We start from the raw sequence: 17854 nt of genomic DNA, 5'->3' as shown, positions 1-17854 counted from the left end.
GACTCCAAGAGGTGAACAGTCACAGGTCAAGGGGGTGCCGGCGCGGCCGGCGAGTGGCTAGTATGCGCGGCGTCGAATACCGAGGTGAATGACATGACTTCTTCCCCCAGCTGCCGCGTGACGGCGCTTGGACTGATGCCACTGGCCCTTCTGGGGGCGCTGGCCGGCTGCGGCGGCGTCGGCAGTGACGTCGGCAACGACATCGGACAGGCGGTCGGTGACGGCGTCGTCTGCGGTGTGCGCAATTGCACCGAGTCCAGCACGCTGAACCTCGATGAGATCAGCCCCCGCTTCACCGCCAGCCAGGCGGCCGGCGACAGCGCCGTGCAGGTGCGCGGCAACCTGGGCAAGTCAGCCAACCTGCTGACCACGGTGCTGATGGCGCCCAACGAGCGGCTGAGCGCCAGCATCGACGGCAGTCCGGAGGTGACGATGGACAACCCGGACGGCAAGCGCTACGACTACACCGCCCAGCTGCCGGCGGCCTCCGCTCTGCCGGTGGTGCAGGTGGTCTTCACGCGCGCCGGCGTGCGGCATGTGAGCCAGGTGACGATGCCGCCGGCCTTCACGGTGCTGCAACCCATGGGCACGCCCCTGATGACGCGTGGCGGATTGGCGCTGCCGGTCCGCCTGAGCCTGGCGACCGTGGGCACGGCCAGTGCGACGGCCGTGGGCAGCTGCACCCGCGCCGATGGCAGCCGCTTCACCACCACGGGCACCGCCCTGGGCGTGCGTGCCGATGGCGTCGTGGGAGGTGGCTACCGGCTGGAGCCGGCCACCGTGGATGACGCGCTGAACGCTGCCAGCCGCAGCCAGAACAACGACGACCCGCGCACGTCCGCCGTCGCTCGCTGTGACCTGACGATCGTCTGGACCTCGACCGCCCTGGGCAGCACGCCTGCCACGATGAACCGGCACGGCGTGCTGCGGGGCGAGCGAAGCGCCTCTCACCTGCTCAGCTACGACGCCCGCCCCTGAAGCAGGCCCTCGGCCAGCCAGCCCTGCAGCAGGCCGATGACCGCCTGCGCGGCGGCGCCGGCATCCCCCAGCTCAGCCGCGGCCTGCTCGCACAGGGCCGCGAACGGCGCCCCTGCCGCCACAGCGGCCAGCAGCCCGGCCTCCAGCGGGGCCAGCGAGCGCCAGCGGGTCTCGTGACCCTGGCGCCAGGCGAGCAGCACATGGCGGTGCGGCAGGGGCTCGTCCAGCTCGGGCTGCGCGTCACCGGACTCGGGGTCCCATTCGCGCAGCGCACGCCACGCGGGCTCGACCGCATGCGCCAAGGCCACCCGCTGCACGCTGGGATGCAGGTGCAGCACGAGGCCGGCCCAGTCGTCCGGGGCGAGGGCAGCGAGGGCAGCCGCCTGCAGCGGCAGCGCCTCGGCCGCATCGAAGGCGCCGCGAAGTGCCCAGTCCATGCGGGCAACGTCCACCAGGCTCGGATGGGGCACGTGGTCAGCGCCCGCGCCGGCCATGAAGTCGGCCAGCCCGTCGCCGAACCAGCGGATGGACGGCTGCTGGCTGGGCCGGGCGGTGAGGTAGGCCTGAGCCAGGGCCTCGAAGGCTTCGTCCCCCAGCGCGCGCGCCAGCACGGTGAAGTTGTCGGCCAGGGCCGCTGCCAGCCGGGCCCGGTAGGCATGGCGGTAGACCTCGAGGCCGAGCGCGAAATCGCCCGCCAGCAGGCCGTCGGCATCCGCACCGTCACGGATGGCGGCGGCCAGGCGGGATTGCAGCGCGGCGGGTGTCATGCGGCGGCGGCCAGGCGGCGTGCCACGGCGAGTTCAGCCAGCAGGCTCTCCAGCGGCGGGATGTGGTCGTCGCGCTCGATCATGGTCGGCACACGGCCGAAGCGGCGCACGGCCTGCTCGTAGAGCGCCCAGACTTCATCGCGCACGGGGTGGTCGTGGGTGTCGATGACGATGTCGCCGCGGTCTTCATGCCCGGCGAGGTGGATCTGCCGCACCGGCTCGACCGGCAGGCCGGCGAGATAGTCCAGCGGGTCGAAGCCATGGTTGCGGCTGGACACATAGACGTTGTTCACGTCCAGCAGCAGCTGCGCGCCGGTGGCCTTCAGCAGCTGGGTGATGAAGTCCCACTCGGTCATCTCATCGGCCGCGAAGCGCACATAGCTCGACACGTTCTCCAGCACCAGCGGCCGGCCCAGCGCGTCTTGCGCCTGGGCGATGCGGCTGCCGACATGGTCGAGCGCCGCGCGCGTGAGCGGCACCGGCAGCAGGTCATGCAACTGGCTGTGCGCATCGGCGCTCCAGCACAGGTGGTCGGACACCCAGCCGGGCTCCAGCCGGTCAGCCAGCGCCCGCAGCTCGCGCAGATAGCCCTCATCCAGCGGCACCGGCCCGGCGATGTTCAGCGACACGCCATGCATCACCAGCGGATAGTCCGCCCGGATGCGCTCCAGATGCACCAGCGGCGGCCCGCCCGGCACCAGGTAGTTCTCGGAAATGATCTCCAGCCAGTCAGGCCGCACCGCAGCATCCACGCCCGCCTCGAAGGCCGCGTAATGCTCCACGCGCAACCCCAGGCCAAAGCCTTGGATGTGGGTCATGGCGTACAAAGAAGCAGACGCGGGGCCACAGGCTCCCGCGCCATCCAGCGACTGCCATGGATCCGGCTTTGCCGGGCCATTGGCAGTGCCCCCTCGGGGGGCCGGCGTCAGCCGGTAGGGGGGGTCTTACTTCTCTACCTTGCCACCAGCCTTCGTGCACTCTTCGGCCGACTTCTTGCTGACCCAGCCCTGGCCCTTGCAGCCGTTGTGGCCCTTGCACTCGCTCTTGGCGGTCTTGCACTCGGAGGTGCCCTTGCAGCCATTGATGCCGGAGCACTTGACCATGCCGTCAGCGGCAAGGGCCGTGGTGGGCACGGCGGTGGCGAACAGGGCGGCAGCGGCGGCGGCAATGCCCAGGCCGGTCTTGAGGGATGCGTTCATGAAGCTCTCCAGAAAAAAGGAAGTGGTTGAGATCGGGTCACCACAGGTCGAGCAGAGCAGCCCTCCGCATCGACTTGCCTGCTTGCGTCGGCATGACTGGCCGCTTCCTTACAGCCCGCGGTCAGATTCTGATGAGCTGACGTTATGACTGCAATGGCGGCCGGCATTCGTCAGGCCCCGGTGGCAGCCGCTAGAGTCCGGCAGCCTGCCGCTGCCTTTTCCCCATGCTGAACACCGAGACCCCGAGCACCCGTCACCCCGACCTGGACACCTACGCCACGCCGGCCCTGTTGGATGCATTCATCGACGACCAGACCGCCGCCGTCGCCGCCGTGAAGGCGGCCCTGCCCCAACTCGCGGCGGCGGTGGACGCCGCGCTGCCCCGCATCCGCGCGGGCGGCCGGCTGCTGTATGCCGGCGCCGGCACCTCCGGCCGCCTGGGCGTGCTCGACAGCGTGGAGCTGCACCCCACCTTCTCGTGGCCGCGCGAGCGGGCCGTGGCGGTCATTGCCGGCGGCGAGGGCGCGATGTTCGTCGCGGTCGAAGGCGCCGAGGATGACCGCGCCCAGGGCGCCGCCGACCTCGCCGCGCTGAACCCCGGCCCGAACGACGTGGCGCTGCTGCTGGCCGCGTCGGGCGGCACACCCTATGTGCTGGGCGCCATCGAGGCGGCCCGGGCGGCCGGCGCGCTGACGATTGGCTTTGCCAACAACCCCGGCGCCCCGGTCACCGCCCAGGCCGAGATCGGCATCACGCTGGACACCGGCCCCGAGGTCATCTCCGGCAGCACGCGGCTGAAGGCCGGCACCTCGCAGAAGATCGCGCTGAACACCTTCTCGTCGGCGCTGATGGTCAAACTGAACAAGGTCTACGGCAACCTGATGGTCGACCTCAAGGCCACCAACGCCAAGCTCGTGAAGCGCGCCCTGGCGCTGACCGTGCGCGCCAGCGGCGCCAGCGAAGCCGACGCGCAAGCCGCACTCGCGCAATGCGACCACCACGTGAAGACCGCGCTGGTCATGCTCAAGCGGGGCGTGGACGCCGCCCAGGCGCGGGCGCTGCTGGACGCGGCCGACGGCAGCGTGAGCCGGGCCCTGAGCGCATGACCGACAAGGCCGCAGCGCCGGGGGATCGACCGCCGTACCCGGCGGTCGAGGGGCAAACCTCCCCGTGGGCGTGGATCCCCACGCTCTACTTCGCCCAGGGCATCCCCTACGTCGTCGTCATGACGCTGTCGGTGGTGCTGTACAAGAACCTCGGCATCTCCAACACCGACATCGCGCTCTACACCAGCTGGCTCTACCTGCCCTGGGTCATCAAGCCGCTGTGGTCGCCGCTGGCCGAGCTGTTCGGCACCAAGCGGCAATGGGTGGCGGTGCTGCAGTTCTTCGTGGGCGCGGCGCTCGCGGGCGTGGCGCTGACGATCCCGACCGATCACGTGTTCCAGCTGTCGCTCGCGGTGTTCTGGCTGATGGCCTTCGCCTCGGCCTCGCACGACATCGCCGCCGACGGCTACTACATGCTGGCCCTGCCCCAGCACCAGCAGGCCGCCTTCGTGGGCGTGCGCTCCACCTTCTATCGCCTGGCCAACATCGGCGGCCAGGGCGGGCTCGTCTACCTCGCCGGCGAGTTGACCGAGCGCACCGGCAGTGCCGCGCAGGCCTGGAGCTGGGTGTTCTGGCTGCTTGGCGGGCTGTTCGTGGCGCTGGCGGCGTGGCATGCGCTGGTGCTGCCGCGCCCCGCAGCCGATGTGCGCGGCCCGGGCCACCGTGCCGCCCGCGGCCTGGCGCGCGAGTTCTTCGCGGTGTTCGTGAGCTTCTTCAAGAAGCCCGGCATCGCGGTCATCCTCGGCTTCCTGCTGCTCTATCGCTTCCCGGAGGCGCAGCTGCTCAAGCTGGCCAGCCCCTTCCTGCTCGACCCGGTCGAGCAAGGCGGCCTGGGCCTGTCCACCAAGGCAGTCGGCATCGCCTATGGCACCGTGGGCCTGACCGCGCTCACTCTGGGCGGCCTGGCCGGCGGCTGGGTGATCTCCCGCGTGGGCCTGAAGCGCGCGCTCTGGCCGCTGGTGCTGGCCATGCACGTACCCAACGTGGCCTTCCTGGTGCTGGCGCTCACGCACCCGACGAACCTGGCCGTCATCAGCGCCGCGCTCGCCGTGGAGCAGTTCGGTTATGGCCTCGGGTTCACGGCCTATCTGATGTACATGATCCATGTGGCCGAAGGCCCGCAGAAGACTGCCCACTACGCGATCTGCACCGGCTTCATGGCGCTGGGCATGATGATCCCCGGCATGTGGAGCGGCTGGCTGCAGGACCACCTCGGCTACGTGAGCTTCTTCGTGTGGGTGCTGGTGGCGACCGTGCCGAGCTTTGCGATGGCGGCGCTGATCAAGGTTCCCGAAAACTTCGGCCGCAAGGAGGACGCATGAACGCGCGAACGGGCCAGCGCCTGCTCAGCCTCGATGCCTTCCGCGGCTTCGCCATCGCGGCCATGCTGCTGGTGAACAACCCCGGCGACTGGGGCCATGTCTACGCGCCGCTGCTGCATGCCAAGTGGCACGGCTGGACCTTCACCGACTGGGTCTTCCCCTTCTTCGTGTTCATCAGCGGCATGGCCATGACCATCAGCCTGGCCCGCCGCGCGCAGGCTGGCGCCGACAAGACCGCCCTGATGCTGACCACCGCGCGCCGGGCGGCGCTCATCATCGGCATCGGGCTGTTGCTCAACCTCATTCCGAGCTTCGACTTCAGCTCGGTGCGCATCCCGGGCGTGCTGCAGCGCCTGGGGCTGTGCACCCTGCTGGCGGCGCCCATCGTCATCTGGTGCCGGCCACGCGGCGTGGCGCTGTGGGCGCTGGCGCTGATGGCCGTCTACGCGGTGCTGCAGCTCACCGTGCCCGTGCCCGATGCCGACGGCGTCGTGCACACCGGCCTGCTGGAGCCCGGCAAGGACGTGGGCGCCTGGCTCGACCGCCAGCTGATGGACGGGCACCTGTGGCGCCAGGCCAAGACCTGGGACCCCGAAGGCCTGCTCTCGACCCTGCCCGCGGTGTCGTCGCAATTGCTGGGCGTGCTGGCCGGCTATGTACTGGCCTCCCGCCGCCAGCCCGCCGAGAAGACCATGACCTGGGTCCTGGCCGGCCTGGCCTCGCTCTGGCTGGGCCAGGTGCTGGACGCCTGGCTGATGCCGATCAACAAGTCGCTGTGGACGCCCTCTTTCGTGTTCACGATGGCGGGCTGGGCCTGTGTCGTGTTCGCGGTCTTCTACTGGCTGCTGGACGCGCAGCCCCAGCCGCTGTCCCGCGCACGCTGGGCCCGCTGGCTGCATCCGCTGGTGGTGTTCGGCATGAACGCCCTCTTCCTGTTCGCGCTGTCGGGGCTGGTGGCCAAATTGCTCTACACGGTCAAGCTGACCGACGGCCGCAGCCTCGGCGCCACGCTCTACGCGCCGCTGCGCGATTCGGGCCTCGCGCCCGTCAACGCCTCGCTGCTGCATGCGCTGGCCTTCGTCGCGGTGATGTATGCCGTGGCCTGGGTGATGTACCGCAAGCAGTGGTTCGTGAAAGTCTGACCCCGTGAAACGCCGACACCTCCTCAGCCTCGCCTCGGCCCCGCTGCTCGCCGCCTGCGCCACACCGCCCTCGCCCGCGCCGGCCAACGCGCCGGTCTCGCCCGGCGAAGCCGCTCTCGGCGCGGTCACCAGCCCGGCCCCCGCCGCCTCCGGCCCGCTGCTCGCCCCACCGCCGCGCGAATGGCGTGCCGCCTGGGTGGCCACCGTGGCCAACATCGACTGGCCCAGCAAGCCCGGCCTGCCCGCGGCAGTGCAGCAGGCCGAGATCCGCAGCCTGTGCGACACCGCGGTGGCCACGGGCCTGAACGCGCTCATCCTGCAGGTGCGCACGTCCACCGACGCGCTCTACGAATCGAAGCTGGAGCCCTGGAGCGAATACCTCACCGGCACCCAGGGCCAGCACCCGGGCTACGACCCGCTGGCGGTGTGGATCACCGAGGCCAAGGCGCGCGGGCTGGAGCTGCACGCCTGGTTCAACCCCTACCGCTCGCGCCACAGCACGGCCAAGTCGGCCGTGGCCGACAGCCATGTGAGCCGCACCCACCCGGAGTGGGTCAAGCGCTATGGCGACCAGCTCTGGATGGACCCCGGCGAGCCCGCCGCCGCCGAGCACACGCTCGCGGTGGTGCGCGACTGCCTGAGCCGCTATGCGGTGGACGGCATCCACATCGACGACTACTTCTACCCCTACCCGGTGCAGGACCCCGCCACCAAGCAGGAGGTGGACTTCCCCGACGACCCCAGCTGGCAGCGCTACCTGGCCGGCGGTGGCAGCCTCGGCCGGGCCGACTGGCGGCGCTACAACGTCAACCGCCTGGTGCAGCGCCTCTATGCGCTGGCCCATGAGGTGCGCCCAGGCACGCGGGTGGGCGTGAGCCCCTTCGGCCTGCCCAAGCCGGGCGCGCGCCCGCCGGGCATCAGCGGCTTCAGCCAGTACGACAAGCTCTACGCCGACGTCGAGCTCTGGCTGCGCGAAGGCTGGCTGGACTACCTCGCGCCCCAGCTCTACTGGCCGCGCGCGCAGACGGCACAGGCTTTCGAGCCGCTGCTGCAAGCCTGGCGCGCGCTCAACCCGCTGGGCCGGCCCATCCACCCGGGCCTGTTCACGAGCCGCATCAACGACACGCCGCAAAGCTGGCAGCCCGACGAAGTGCTGGCGCAGATCGACATCATCCGGCGCCAGTCGCCGGGCAGCGGCCACATCCACTTCAGCATGGCCGCGCTGGCGCAGAACCGCAAGGGCATTGCCGATGCGCTGCGCACCAAGGCCTACGCGCCGGGCGCCTGACGCCACCCCTAACTTCGCGGCGCGCTGTCATGCCGGCTTCATGCCGGCTGCCTAGCGTGCGGTGCTTCATTCCACGGAGACACCGCATGAACCGCTCCCTCCTGCGCCTGGCCACGCTGGCCCTGACCCTGGCCGGCGCGACCCTGCCCGCGCTGGCACACGACCGCAGTGAAGGCGTGCCGGTGCAGCTCGGCCCGCGCCCGTTCTTCCTGGTGAACGACATGCTGGACAGCCCGCTCAAGAAGCGCCTGCAGCATTGCGCCGCCACCCGCGACACCTACCGCCCGACGCTGTTCTCCATCGGCCACCGGGGGGCGGCGCTGCAGTTCCCCGAGCACACCAAGGAGAGCTACGAGGCCGCCGCGCGCATGGGTGCGGGCATCGTCGAGTGCGACGTGACCTTCACCAAAGACAAGGAACTCGTCTGCCGCCACGCGCAGAACGACCTGCACACCACCACCAACATCCTGGCCACGCCGCTGGCGGCCACCTGCATCAAGCCGTTCACGCCGGCCGTGCTGGACGCCGCGGGCAATGTCGTCACGCCGGCTGCTGCCGAATGCCGCACCAGCGAGCTGACGCTGGCCGAGTTCAAGAGCCTGCGCGGCAAGATGGACGCCTTCAATCCGCGCGGCCGCACGGTGGCCGAGTACATGGCCGGCACGCCCAACTGGCGCACCGACCTCTACGCCGGCCCCACCAGTGGCACGCTGCTGTCGCTGAAGGAAGCGATCGCCCTGTTCAAGCAGCTCGGCGTGAAGATGACGCCGGAGCTCAAGTCGCCCAGCGTGGCCATGCCCTTCAACGGCTTCAGCCAGGCCGCGTATGCGCAGAAGATGATCGACGAACACAAGGCCGCGGGCGTGCCGGCGCGCGATGTGTGGGCGCAGAGCTTCGACATCAACGACATCCTGTACTGGGTCAAGAACGAACCCGCGTTCGGCCGCCAGGCCGTCTACCTGGACGACGCCAACACGCCGGCCGACGTGCCCACGCTGGAGCAGCTGCGCAGCTACCGCGCCCAGGGCATCCGCATCGTGGCGCCGCCGCTGTGGGTGCTGCTGCAGGCCGACAGCAGCGGCAACCTGCTGCCCTCGGCCTACGCGCGCAACGCCCGCGCGGCGGGGCTGGACATCATCACCTGGTCGCTGGAGCGCAGCGGCATCCTGGCCGACGGCAACAACGGGTCCTACTACCAGACCTACGACGCCGCCATCAAACGCGAGGGCGACATGTTCCGCATGCTGGACGTGCTGGCGCAGGACATCGGCGTGATCGGCGTGTTCTCCGACTGGCCGGCCACGGTCAGCTTCTACGCCAACTGCACCGGCCAGCGCTGACGGCCATGCCGCGCGCGGCTCAGGGCCGCTGGGCCACCATCAGGTGGTAGCCGTTGCGCACCTCCACGTCCACGAAGCCGCACTCGGCATACAGCCGGCGCGCGGGGTTCTCGGGGTGGACCGTCAGCGCCACCTGGCTGTGGCCCTGTGACCATGCCGCGCGCAAGGCGGCCTGCATCAGCGGCCGGCCGATGCCCTGGCGCTGGAAGGCGGGCCGCAGCCCGATGCCGAGCTGCGGCGTGTCGGCATCCACCGACGCCAGCCCCACCCCCTCGGGCAGCACCCGCATCCAGCAGGCGCCGGCATCCTCACCATCGCGCACGGCCACCAGGCCAATGTCGCCCGGGCGGCCCCAGTCCTCCGCATAGATGCGCACCCCGGGGTGCTGCAGGACTTCGATGGGGCGCAGGCCCGCCGGCGGCGGGTCCCAGAGGGCGATGTGCAGCCAGTGCCACAGGGCATCCTGGTCGGCAGGGGTCAGGGGACGAAAACTCAGCATGGCAAGAACGTTAGCAGCGCATGCTGCCGAGAACGTTCGTCACCCCGCCCCGCATCGCGCCAAACCCGCGAGTCACCTCGCGATGCGTGACTTTTGCAACGTTTTCCAGCAGCCCCTGCGCACCGCCGCCGCCGGGGCGCGTCGGACCTTGACGCCCCAGGGCGACCTCGGCAACGATGGCTGCAAAGACGGCCACGACCGTTGCGGCCGGCGGCACATCAAGGAGGGTGGACATGGACAAGGGGCCTGCACTTCAACGCCACCACGCCGTGCTGCGGGGCACTGGCGGCACCCGCCTGGTGTTTGTCCACGGCTTCGGCTGCGACCGCGACATCTGGCGCTTCGTCGAGCCGGCCTTCGAGCCGCATTGCCGCACCCTCGTCTACGACCATGCCGGCTGCGGCCGCGCGGTGCCCGCCTGGGACCTGCAGCGCCACGCCAGCTTGAAGGGCTATGCCGCGGACCTGCTGGAGGTCATCGACGAAGCCGGCATGGCGCCGGCCATCTGCGTGGCGCACTCCGTGGGGGGCGTCATCGCACTGCATGCTGCCGAGCAGCGCCCCGACGCCTTCGAGCATGTGCTGCTGCTGGCCCCGTCGCCGCGCTTCGTGAACGACCCGCCCGACTACATCGGCGGCTTCGAGCGGGAAGACCTCGACGAGATGTTCCACCTGATGGAGTCCAACCAGTTCGGCTGGGCTCGCTTCCTGGCCCCGATCGCCATCGGCGAGAGCAACCCGCAGGACCTGGTGCAGCAGTTCGAGGCCGCGCTGTGTGCGCTGGAGCCGCGCATCGCCCGGCACTTCGCGCGGCTGGCCTTCCTGGCCGATGCCCGCGAGCTGATGAGCCGCACCCGCGTGCCCACCACCATCGTGCAATGCATGCGGGACGGCATTGCGCCTCCCGAAGTCGGCCAATGGCTGCACCGCCACATGGCCGGCAGCCGGCTGCGCGAGATCGACATCTCGGGGCACTGCCCGCACGTCAGCCATCCGGCGCTCACCGTGGAGCTCGTGCAGGAGGTGCTCGATGCCCGGGCTCGCACCAGCGCTTGAGCGGCTGCCGGTCGGCGTGCTGCAGGTCAGCTTCGACGGCCGCATCCATGCGCTGAACGACTGCCTCGCCGGCTGGCTGGGACGCCCGGCGGCGGCGCTCATCGGCCAGCCGGTCGACGAGCTGCTGAGCCGCCCGGGCCGCGTGCTGTATCACACCCACCTGCTGCCCACGCTGCGGCTGCACGGCCAGGTGCAGGAGCTGAGCCTGTCGCTGCGGGCGCCGTCGGGCAAGGTGCATGTGCTGTGCTCGGCCAGCCTGGTGGAGCGGCCGGGCGAAGCGGGCGGGCCACTGGCCGAGCTGGTGCTGTCGCCCATGCGCGAGCGGCTGCGGGTGGAGACCGAACTCGCCCGCGTGCAACGCTCGGCGGATGCCGCGCCCATCGTGCTGTTCGAATGCGTGCGCGATGTCGACGGGCGCAGCTGGCTCAACTACGCGAGCGCCGGTCTCGTGTCGCTCTACGGCCTGACGGCCGAGGCCGTGGCCTTCAGCGATGCGCCCTGGCTGGCCTGCGTGCACGACGACGACCGCGCCGCGCTGCTCGCCCGCCGCGAAGACTCGGCGCAGACGCTCAGCCTGTGGGTCGGGCAGTTCCGCGCCCGCGCGGGCCAGGGCCCGTGGCGCTGCCACCGGGTGCGCGCCCAGCCCTATGCCGAGCCCGACGGGCGCATGGTCTGGTACGGCACCATCGTCGACGTGACCGAGCAGGTGGCCGTGGACGAGGCCGAACGCGAGCGCGACGCGGCCGAGCGGGCCAACCGCAGCAAGAGCGAATTCCTCGCCCGCATGAGCCACGAGCTGCGCACGCCGCTGAACGCCATCATCGGCTTCTCGCAGCTGCTGGGCTCCGACGCCACGCTGCAAGGCGCCCAGGCGCAGCAGCGCGTGGGCATCATCCATGCGGCCGGCGAGCAGCTGCTGCAGCTGGTGGACGAGGTGCTCGACATCTCACGCATCGAGTCCGGCCGGCTGCATCTGCAGCTCGCGCCGGTGCCCCTGGCGCCGCTGGTGGAGCAGGTCTGCCAGTCGCTGGAGCCGGCGCGCCTGGCCCGCGGGCTGACCTTGACCGTCTCGGCCACGGCCGGCCTGGGTGCACTGGCCGATGAGGCCCGCCTGCAGCAGGTGCTGAACAACCTAGTCTCCAACGCCATCAAGTACACGCGCGACGGCGGCTGGGTGGCGGTGGAAGTGGCTGCCGTGGGCGAAGGCCCCCGGCCCGCGCGCGTGCAGCTGCGGGTGCGCGACAACGGCCCCGGCCTGACGCCCGCGCAGCAGCAACAGCTCTTCCAGCCCTTCAACCGCCTGGGGGCCGAGCGCAGCCGCGTGCAGGGCACGGGCCTGGGCCTGGTCATCACGCGGCATCTGGTGGAGTGCATGGGCGGCACGCTGCAGCTGCAGTCGCAGCCGGGCGACGGCTGCTGCTTCACCGTGGAGCTGCCCGCCGCCACGCCCTTGCCCGCGCCTGAGGACGGCGCGGCGGTGGCGCCCTTGCCCGCCGCCTTGGCCCGCCCACCCGAAGGCCGCACCTGGCAGCTCCTGTATGCCGAAGACGACCCGGTCAACGCGTTGCTGATGCAGGCCGTGCTGGACCGCCTCCCACACGTGGTGCTGACCGTGGCCACCACCGGCCAGGCCGCCTGCACACTGGCCGAGCAACAGCCGCCTGACCTGCTGCTGCTCGACATGAGCCTGCCCGACATGGACGGCCGCGAGCTGCTGCGCCGGCTCAAGCGCGACCCGCGCCTGAGCCAGGTGCCCGCGGTCGCGGTGTCGGCCGATGCCATGCCGGAGGAGATCGCACGCGCCCTGGCCGCCGGCTTCGACGACTACTGGACCAAGCCGCTGGACATCGACGCCCTGCCAGCGAGACTGGCCATGCTGTTGTCAAGCCGCGGCACCGCCGCCGCCCCCTGAACCGGGCAGCCACCGTCCCGCATCGGCAGGGCGCCGGCCGCACGGCTGCGGGGTCCTCCCCAAGGCGTAGGGTGCGCGCACCGCGCAGGCCGGCGCCCAATCGTGGCGCCGCTCACGGCCAGGAGACTCGCATGCGCCGCACCCTCACCGCCCTCGCCCTGCTGACCGCCGCCGCCGCCCAGGCAGCAACGGTCAGCGTGTTCACCAACCTCGCCGACTGGCAGGCCGCCGTGACCGGCGCCGTCCAGACGCAGGACTTCTCCGGCTATGCCACGGGCACCAGCCTGTTCGGCGAGACCCTGTTGCCCGGCATGACCTTGACGGCCAACACCCAGCGGCTGGAGGTCTTCGGCCCGGACCTGGAAGCTTTCGCCCTGGGCGGGCGCGGCGGCGGCAACGTTTACTACGAGGGCCAGTACACCCTGCCCTACCGCGCCGTGGCGCTGGACATTGGGAGCTTCGAGTCCATCCCCGGCAACGGCAGCACCGCGGTCGACACCGGCCAGCTGGTGTTCACCTTCAGCGACGGCAGCACCGAGCTGCTGGAGATCGCCGGCAATGCCACGGGTGCCAACATCTTCATCGGCGTGGTGGCCGATTTCGCCATCACCAGCTTCCGCTGGAACGAGGCCCATGAGGCCAGCGGCGGCAACGAAGAGACCACGCTGGACAACCTGCGCGTGGCCCTGCGCGGCGAAGGCAACGGCAACACCGTGCCCCTGCCGGGCACGCTGCCGCTGGTGGCCCTGACGCTGGGTGCCCTGCCGCTGGCACGGCGCCGCCGTTGAGCCGGCGAGCTGCGGCCGGGCGGCTCAGCTCGCCGCGCCGAGGGCGGGCGTGATCGGCGCCAGGCGGGGCAGTTCGTCGTCGGTCCACAGCCGCAGGTGCGCCACAAAGTGCTGGCCGGAGCCGTCTTCCAGGCCGAAGCTGCCGCTGTTGCCGGGCGCCACGTCCAGCGTCATGGCCAGGCCTGCGAGGTAGTCGCACTGTGACTGGCTCGCGTAGACGGGCACGCCCGCCACCTCGCCCAGTCGGCGGTCGTTCTCGTTCAGGTGCAGCTCCTGCGCCGTGAAGCACATCGGCGCGCTGCCGGCGCAGCAGCCGTGCGACTGGTAGAACAGGATCTCGCCGTGCTGTCGCTGCAACTCGGCCACCAAGGCCTGGGCCGCATCGGTCGCGCGAACGCGGGGGAGGGCTTCCGTCATCGCCGCCTTCCTGCAGAAAGGGGCGGCCGCAGCCGCCCCGAGGGTCTGAGGGTCGCCAGCGGCCGGGTGGGCCGCCGCGTTCAGAAGAAGCCCAGTGCGTTCGGGCTGTAGCTCACCAGCAGGTTCTTGGTCTGCTGGTAGTGGTCGAGCATGGCCTTGTGGGTCTCGCGGCCGATGCCCGATTCCTTGTAGCCGCCAAACGCCGCGTGGGCCGGGTAGGCGTGGTAGCAGTTCGTCCACACCCGGCCGGCCTGGATGGCGCGGCCCATGCGGTAGGCGCGGCTGCCGTCGCGGCTCCACACGCCGGCGCCCAGGCCGTAGGGCGTGTCGTTGGCAATCGCCAGCGCCTCGGCCTCGGTCTTGAAGGTGGTCACCGCCAGCACCGGGCCGAAGATCTCCTCGCGGAAGATGCGCATCTGGTTGTGGCCCTGGAAGAGCGTGGGCTGGATGTAGTAGCCGCCGGCCAGGTCTCCGCCGAGTTGCGCGCGGTCGCCGCCGATCAGCACCTTGGCGCCCTCTTCCTTGCCGAGCGCGAGGTAGGTCTGGATCTTGTCCATCTGCATCGCCGAGGCCTGCGCGCCCATCATGGTGTCGGTGTCCAGCGGGTTGCCCTGCTTGATGGCGGCCACGCGCTTCAAGGCCCGCTCGATGAAGCGGTCGTAGATGCTCTCCTGGATGAGCGCACGGCTCGGGCAGGTGCAGACCTCGCCCTGGTTGAAGGCGAACAGCACCAGGCCTTCGATGGCCTTGTCGAGGAAGGCGTCATCCGCCGCCATCACATCCTCGAAGAAGATGTTGGGGCTCTTGCCACCCAGCTCCAGCGTGGCCGGGATGAGGTTGGTGGCCGCGGCCTGCGCGATGACCTTGCCGGTGGCGGTGCTGCCCGTGAAGGCGATCTTGGCGATGCGCTTGCTCGTGGCCAGCGGCATGCCCGCCTCGCGGCCGAAGCCATTGACCACGTTGAGCACGCCCGGCGGCAGCAGGTCGGCGATCAGCTCCACCAGGATGAGCAGGCTGATGGGCGTGCTCTCCGCCGGCTTGAGCACCACGCAGTTGCCGGCGCCCAGCGCGGGCGCGAGCTTCCACGCCGCCATCAGGATGGGGAAGTTCCACGGAATGATCTGGCCCACCACGCCCAGCGGCTCGTGGAAGTGGTACGCGATGGTGTGCTGATCGATCTCGCTGAGCGCGCCCTCCTGCGCCCGCACGCAGCCGGCGAAGTAGCGGAAGTGGTCCACCGCCAGCGGGATGTCGGCATTGAGCGTCTCGCGGATGGGCTTGCCGTTGTCCACGGTCTCGGCGTAGGCCAGCAGGGCCAGGTTCTGCTCGATCCGGTCGGCGATCTTGAGCAGCACGTTCGCGCGCTCGGCCGGCGGCACCGCGGCCCAGCCGGCGGCGGCCGCGTGGGCGGCGTCCAGCGCGCGCTCGATGTCGGCGGCGCCGGAGCGGGCGGCCTGGGTGTAGACCTGGCCGTTGATCGGCGTGATGACGTCGAAGTACTGCCCCTCCACGGGCGGCACGAACCGACCCCCGATGAAGTTGTCATAGCGCGCCTTGTAGGCGAGCGGGGCGCCGGCAGTGCCGGGTGCGGCGTAAACGGTCATGGCGGTGTCTCCTGGATGAATGCCCGGCGTCGTGACATGGCGCGGGTCGGGCGCTTCAGCGCAAGGGGCGTGCCAGCGCGGGTTCGGCCCGGCCCGGGCGCACGCCGGCGCAAAACCCGGCCGCCGCGGCCGGCGAACTGTTCCGAAATGACACACCCCGGTGTCACAACGCCTCGGGTTGACACAGATCAGCCCAGCCTCGCGCCGAGCGCTTGACGAGCGGCGCCGTCAGGCTAGCGTCCGCATCTCCGCGCAGGCTTAGCCTGCCGGCCAGAGCCGACCACGGCCACCCAGGAGACATGCCGCATGCCCACCGCGCCCACCCCACTGCGCACCGCCCGCCGCCAATGGCTGGAGCAAGGCCAGGTCGACACCGGCCTGATCCCCGACGCCCTGCGCGCCAGCTGGGCCCGCTGCCGCGAGTTCGGCCTGGAGCCGCTGGGCCGCCCGCAAGGCGCGCCGCATGCCAGCGCCGCCCAGCTGGCCCGCGCGCTGGACCACCGCCACAGCCTGGTGGCCCACGCCAAGCCGGTGATGGCCTTCCTGAACGAACAGGTGCAGGGCAGCGACAGCCTCGTGCTGCTGGCCGATGCGCAAGGCCTGCTGCTGCACAGCACCGGCGACGCCCACTTTGCCGACCGCGCCGCCCGCGTGGCCCTGCGCCCCGGCGCGCTGTGGAGCGAGCAATGGCGCGGCACCAACGCCATCGGCACCGCGCTGGCTGAAGCCCAGCCCACCGTCGTGCACGGCGGCGAGCACTACCTGGAGCGCAACGGCTTTTTGACCTGCGCCGCCGCCCCGATTGCCGACCCCGGCGGCCAGCTGCTCGGCGTGCTCGACATCTCCGGCGACCGCCGCGGCTACCACCGCCACACCCTGGCCCTGGTGCGCAGCGGCGCGCGCATGGTGGAGCACCAGCTCTTCACCGCGCGCTTCCAGGCCGGGCTGGTGGTGCGCCTGCATGCGCAAGCTGAAGGCCTGGGCACCGTGACCGAAGGCCTGCTCGCCCTCAGCGAAGACGGCTGGCTGGTGGGCGCCACCACCGCCGCGCTGGAACTGCTGGGCCTGGCCCGCCGCGACATCGGCGCCGCCACCGCCGAGCGCGCGCTGGGCCTGACCCTGCCCCAGCTGCTCGCCCAAGGCGGCGCCCCACGCCCGCTGCCCCGCCCCGCCGGCCTGCCCCCGCTGTGGCTGCGCGTGGAGCCCGGCCACACCCTGCGCCCCCGCCCGCGCGCCACGGCGCCGGCCGCGCCCGCCACCGACACCGCCTGGCGCCCGCTGGACGCGCTGGCGGCGCTGGACACCGGCGACGCCGCCTTCCGCGCCACGCTGCAACGCGCCCGCCGCGTGCTCGACAAACCCGCCATCCCGCTGCTGCTGCACGGCGAAACCGGCACTGGCAAAGACGTGCTCGCCCGCGCCCTGCACGCCAGCAGCACCCGCCGCAGCCAGCCCTTTGTGGCCGTCAACTGCGCCGCCCTGCCCGAGACGCTGATCGAAGCCGAACTCTTCGGCTACCGCCCCGGCGCCTTCACCGGCGCCAGCCGCCAGGGCGCCCCGGGTCGCATCCGCGAAGCCCACGGCGGCACCCTCTTCCTGGACGAAATCGGCGACATGCCGCTGGCCATGCAAGCCCGCCTGCTGCGCGTGCTGGAAGCGCGAGAAGTGACGCCCCTGGGCGGCGGCGCGGCCGTGGCGGTGGACTTCCGCCTCATCTGCGCCAGCCACCGCCGCCTGGCGGATGAAGTGGCGGCCGGCCGCTTCCGCGAAGACCTGTTCTACCGCCTCAACGGCCTGACCCTGACCCTGCCCCCGCTGCGCGAGCGCAGCGACCTCCCCGCGCTGGTGACCAAGCTGCTGCAGGCCGAGGCGCCCGAGCGCGCGCTGCGCGTGGATGACGCCGTGATGGCTGCGCTCCAGCGGCTGCGCTGGCCGGGGAATGTGCGGCAGCTGGCGAATGCGGTGAGGACGGCGGTGGCGTTGCTGGACGAAGGGGTGGACGTCGTGACGGCGGAGGAATGGCCGGAGGAGGTCAGGGCTGCGATGGAAGCCGTGCCTGGGGAAGGTGTGGTGACGGCTGGTGATCGGGGCCATGCCGTGCGGGCGGCTGACGGCTCATCGCGCCGCGTGGCGAGCGCCGCCGTGGCGGCCGTGGACGGCGATGCGCCGGAGGATTTGCGGGCGCTGACGGCGGCGCGGATTCGCGAGGTGTTGGCCGCGACCGGGGGGAATGTGTCGGAGGCGGCAAGGAGGTTGGGGATTAGTAGGAATACGCTGTACAGGAGGGCGGGCTAACTGGTCTACTAAACGTCACGCCAATTCGGAATATCGAATGAATGAGCATGACGTGATCGCACAAAAAACTGACCGACGAGAATATTAACCAGCGCTTCGCCTACCCAACCCAAGCGCTAGGCGACGCATTAAAACGGGGATG

The 17854-nt window shown here is 71.0% G+C and carries 17 protein-coding genes; 10 read left to right on the top strand and 7 right to left on the bottom strand.

Annotated elements, in window-relative coordinates:
• The first annotated feature begins 93 nt into the window (after positions 1–93).
• Entirely contained in the window at positions 94–978 is an 885-nt protein-coding gene (locus CDO81_RS08125) for a hypothetical protein (RefSeq protein WP_144397168.1), read from the top strand.
• Here CDO81_RS08125 and CDO81_RS08120 read toward each other — a convergent pair.
• The 3 genes from CDO81_RS08120 to bufA2 form a co-directional block, all read right to left on the bottom strand.
• Positions 960–1745 (bottom strand): HvfC/BufC N-terminal domain-containing protein, encoded by a 786-nt coding sequence (locus tag CDO81_RS08120; protein ID WP_088482676.1) that lies wholly within the window; start codon positions 1743–1745, stop codon positions 960–962. The two genes, CDO81_RS08125 and CDO81_RS08120, sit on opposite strands and share 19 nt — an antisense overlap.
• Positions 1742–2563: an MNIO family bufferin maturase gene (gene bufB / locus CDO81_RS08115; protein ID WP_088483031.1), complete on the bottom strand. Its 822-nt coding sequence runs from the start codon at positions 2561–2563 to the stop codon at positions 1742–1744. Before bufB ends, CDO81_RS08120 begins: the two co-directional genes overlap by 4 nt.
• A gap of 126 nt (positions 2564–2689) precedes the next feature.
• Entirely contained in the window at positions 2690–2944 is a 255-nt protein-coding gene (bufA2, locus tag CDO81_RS08110) for a BufA2 family periplasmic bufferin-type metallophore (RefSeq protein WP_088482675.1), read from the bottom strand.
• A gap of 224 nt (positions 2945–3168) precedes the next feature.
• Here bufA2 and murQ point away from each other — a divergent pair, with 224 nt between their 5' ends.
• From murQ to CDO81_RS08085, 5 genes are all read left to right on the top strand, one after another.
• Complete coding sequence (murQ, locus tag CDO81_RS08105; protein ID WP_088482674.1) at positions 3169–4050, top strand: N-acetylmuramic acid 6-phosphate etherase; 882 nt, start codon at positions 3169–3171, stop codon at positions 4048–4050.
• Positions 4047–5372: an AmpG family muropeptide MFS transporter gene (locus tag CDO81_RS08100; RefSeq protein WP_144397167.1), complete on the top strand. Its 1326-nt coding sequence runs from the start codon at positions 4047–4049 to the stop codon at positions 5370–5372. Before murQ ends, CDO81_RS08100 begins: the two co-directional genes overlap by 4 nt.
• A complete protein-coding gene (locus CDO81_RS08095) occupies positions 5369–6514 on the top strand; it encodes an acyltransferase family protein (protein ID WP_088482673.1) in 1146 nt (381 codons plus the stop codon). Before CDO81_RS08100 ends, CDO81_RS08095 begins: the two co-directional genes overlap by 4 nt.
• A gap of 4 nt (positions 6515–6518) precedes the next feature.
• The gene (locus CDO81_RS08090; protein WP_241516920.1) at positions 6519–7802 is read left to right on the top strand and encodes a glycoside hydrolase family 10-like protein; all 1284 of its coding nucleotides are present in this window, start codon (positions 6519–6521) and stop codon (positions 7800–7802) included.
• Positions 7803–7888: 86 nt separating this feature from the next.
• Complete coding sequence (locus tag CDO81_RS08085; protein WP_088482672.1) at positions 7889–9142, top strand: glycerophosphodiester phosphodiesterase family protein; 1254 nt, start codon at positions 7889–7891, stop codon at positions 9140–9142.
• A gap of 19 nt (positions 9143–9161) precedes the next feature.
• Here CDO81_RS08085 and CDO81_RS08080 read toward each other — a convergent pair whose 3' ends face one another.
• Positions 9162–9641, bottom strand: a complete 480-nt coding sequence (locus CDO81_RS08080; RefSeq protein ID WP_088482671.1) for a GNAT family N-acetyltransferase — start codon at positions 9639–9641, stop codon at positions 9162–9164.
• Between the two features lie 10 nt (positions 9642–9651).
• Positions 9652–9876, bottom strand: a complete 225-nt coding sequence (locus CDO81_RS27985) for a hypothetical protein (RefSeq protein WP_158218193.1) — start codon at positions 9874–9876, stop codon at positions 9652–9654.
• Here CDO81_RS27985 and CDO81_RS08075 point away from each other — a divergent pair.
• The 3 genes from CDO81_RS08075 (at position 9875) to CDO81_RS08065 (ending at position 13396) form a co-directional block, all read left to right on the top strand.
• Positions 9875–10696, top strand: coding sequence for an alpha/beta fold hydrolase (locus tag CDO81_RS08075; RefSeq protein WP_158218192.1), 822 nt, complete (start codon positions 9875–9877; stop codon positions 10694–10696). The two genes, CDO81_RS27985 and CDO81_RS08075, sit on opposite strands and share 2 nt — an antisense overlap.
• The gene (locus CDO81_RS08070; protein ID WP_088482669.1) at positions 10671–12608 is read left to right on the top strand and encodes a PAS domain-containing hybrid sensor histidine kinase/response regulator; all 1938 of its coding nucleotides are present in this window, start codon (positions 10671–10673) and stop codon (positions 12606–12608) included. Before CDO81_RS08075 ends, CDO81_RS08070 begins: the two co-directional genes overlap by 26 nt.
• Positions 12609–12739: 131 nt before the next feature.
• A complete protein-coding gene (locus tag CDO81_RS08065; protein WP_088482668.1) occupies positions 12740–13396 on the top strand; it encodes a hypothetical protein in 657 nt (218 codons plus the stop codon).
• A gap of 24 nt (positions 13397–13420) precedes the next feature.
• Here CDO81_RS08065 and CDO81_RS08060 read toward each other — a convergent pair whose 3' ends face one another.
• Positions 13421–13813: a DUF779 domain-containing protein gene (locus CDO81_RS08060; protein ID WP_088482667.1), complete on the bottom strand. Its 393-nt coding sequence runs from the start codon at positions 13811–13813 to the stop codon at positions 13421–13423.
• A gap of 80 nt (positions 13814–13893) precedes the next feature.
• Positions 13894–15417: an acetaldehyde dehydrogenase ExaC gene (gene exaC / locus CDO81_RS08055; RefSeq protein WP_088482666.1), complete on the bottom strand. Its 1524-nt coding sequence runs from the start codon at positions 15415–15417 to the stop codon at positions 13894–13896.
• A 306-nt stretch (positions 15418–15723) separates the two neighbouring features.
• On the opposite strand from exaC, the gene CDO81_RS08050 reads away from it, so the two are divergent.
• Positions 15724–17712, top strand: coding sequence for a sigma-54-dependent Fis family transcriptional regulator (locus tag CDO81_RS08050; RefSeq protein WP_088482665.1), 1989 nt, complete (start codon positions 15724–15726; stop codon positions 17710–17712).
• The last annotated feature ends 142 nt before the right edge of the window (positions 17713–17854 follow it).

This window comes from Roseateles puraquae (assembly GCF_002205845.1).
GTDB lineage: Bacteria > Pseudomonadota > Gammaproteobacteria > Burkholderiales > Burkholderiaceae_C > Pelomonas > Pelomonas puraquae.
Note: the sequence above shows the minus strand (reverse complement) of the source record. Positions and strands in the feature narration are given on the sequence as shown.